The organism is Acinetobacter sp. ANC_7503, from assembly GCF_056780035.1.
In genome coordinates, this window is sequence record NZ_JBWYJA010000025.1 from 1 (window position 1) to 2185 (window position 2185).

The following is a 2185-nucleotide window of genomic DNA, read 5'->3' on the forward strand; positions in this document are numbered from 1 at the left end:
GCAGGTCAGCCTGCTGAACTCATCGATGGCTTAATTGAACTCGGTATTAAAGACTTAGTGATCGTCAACAACAACGCAGGTAATGGTGATTACGGCTTGGCTAAACTGTTACAAGCAGGCGCTGTACGTAAAATCATCTGTTCTTTTCCTCGTCAGTCTGACTCTTATGTCTTCGATGAACTCTACCGTGCAGGCAAAATCGAGTTAGAACTTGTACCGCAAGGCAACTTGGCTTGCCGTATTCAAGCGGCGGGTATGGGCTTAGGTCCAATCTACACACCAACAGGTTTTGGTACTTTGCTCGCTGAAGGCAAACCAACCATGAATTATGAAGGTAAAGACTACGTTTTAGAAAATCCAATCAAAGCTGACTTTGCGTTAATTAAAGCGCATAAGGGCGATCGCTGGGGGAACTTGGTGTACCGTAAATCTGCACGTAACTTTGGTCCAATTATGGCCATGGCAGCAGATATCACCATCGCACAAGTATCAGAAGTCGTGGAACTCGGTGCCTTAGATCCTGAACACATCATCACCCCTGGGATCTTTGTACAACACGTTGTACAAGTTCAACCTGCGCAGTAATTTGAGATTGGAGAAATAAAATGAGTTATCAAAAATTAACCCGTGATCAAATTGCTGAACGTGTTGCACAAGATATTCCTGATGGTGCTTATGTCAACCTTGGGATTGGTTTACCAACTAAAATCTCGAGCTATTTACCTGCTGACAAAGATGTCTTTTTACATTCTGAAAATGGTTTATTGGCCTTTGGTCCACCCCCTGCGGAAGAAGACCGTGACCCTGAGTTAATTAACGCAGGTAAAGAGTTTGTAACCCTGCTAGAAGGCGGAGCTTTCTTCCATCATGGTGATTCATTTGCCATGATGCGTGGTGGTCATTTAGACATCGCGGTACTGGGTGCTTTCCAAGTCGCAGAAAATGGTGATCTTGCAAACTGGCATACCGGTGCACCTGATGCCATCCCTGCTGTGGGTGGTGCAATGGACTTAGCCGTGGGTGCGAAAAAAGTCTTTATTACCACCGATCATGTCACTAAAAAAGGCGAACCTAAAATCGTTGCTGAGCTGACTTATCCTGCGACAGGCTTAAAGTGTGTAGATCGTATCTATACTGACCTTTGTGTGATTGATGTAACACCTGAAGGCATGAAAGTGATTGAGAAAGTTGAAGGCTTATCTTTTGAAGAACTTCAATCGATGACGGGTGCCAAACTCATTGATGCGACTCAAGGCTAATTTATCAATCCTCCCTAAATCCCTCCTTTATTAAAGGAGGGACTATCCATCCAATTAATTTAAGCGGGTGGACTCCTCCCTTTTTCAAAGGGAGGTCGGGAGGGATTCAAAGATTTAGGACATAAATAAATGAAAAACGCATACATCATTGATGCCATCCGTACGCCTTTTGGTCGTTATGCCGGTGGTTTAGCCCCTGTCCGTGCGGATGACTTAGGTGCAGTGCCATTAAAAGCCTTAATGGAACGTAACCCTTCTGTGGATTGGAATGTCGTCGATGACGTTTTATTTGGCTGTGCCAACCAAGCCGGTGAAGATAATCGTAACGTCGGTCGTATGTCGGCGCTTTTAGCAGGTATTCCTTATACAGTACCTGCAACCACAGTCAACCGTTTATGTGGTTCATCACTCGATACCGTAGCAATGGCCGCGCGTGCCATTAAAGCTGGTGAAGCTGACGTGATTGTGGCAGGTGGTGTTGAATCTATGTCACGTGCACCATTTGTGATGGGTAAATCTGAGAGTGCATTTGGTCGTAGTCAAAAGATTGAAGACACCACCATGGGCTGGCGTTTTATCAACCCGAAGCTTAAAGAAATGTATGGTGTTGAAACCATGCCGCAAACGGCTGAAAACGTGGCTGAACAGTTTAATATTAGCCGTGCTGATCAAGACCAATTTGCTTTAACCAGCCAACAACGTACGGCTGCAGCGCAAGCACGCGGTTTCTTTGATCAAGAAATCGTGCCTGTGACTATTCCACAGCGTAAAGGTGATGCGGTTGTGGTGGCAAAAGATGAACATCCTCGTGCCTCAACCACTTTAGAAGCGTTAACCAAGTTAAAACCTGTTGTAAAAGCAGACGGTACAGTAACCGCAGGTAATGCATCAGGCATTAATGATGGTGCTGCTGCGATTCTGATTGC

At 45.3% G+C, this 2185-nt stretch carries 3 protein-coding genes; all 3 read left to right on the forward strand.

The genetic code is table 11. The annotated features are described in order from the left end of the window. Window positions 1-585 (forward strand): 3-oxoacid CoA-transferase subunit A (locus tag AC1M9M_RS14765; RefSeq protein ID WP_035270774.1); only part of this gene is annotated, 585 nt, incomplete at its 5' end. A 20-nt stretch (window positions 586-605) separates the two neighbouring features. After that, window positions 606-1259 carry a 3-oxoacid CoA-transferase subunit B gene (locus AC1M9M_RS14770; RefSeq protein ID WP_481596704.1) on the forward strand — a complete coding sequence of 218 codons (654 nt, stop codon included), beginning with the start codon at window positions 606-608 and terminating at the stop codon, window positions 1257-1259. A gap of 129 nt (window positions 1260-1388) precedes the next feature. After that, on the forward strand, window positions 1389-2185 hold a 797-nt coding region (locus tag AC1M9M_RS14775), incomplete at its 3' end, for an acetyl-CoA C-acyltransferase (protein ID WP_481596705.1).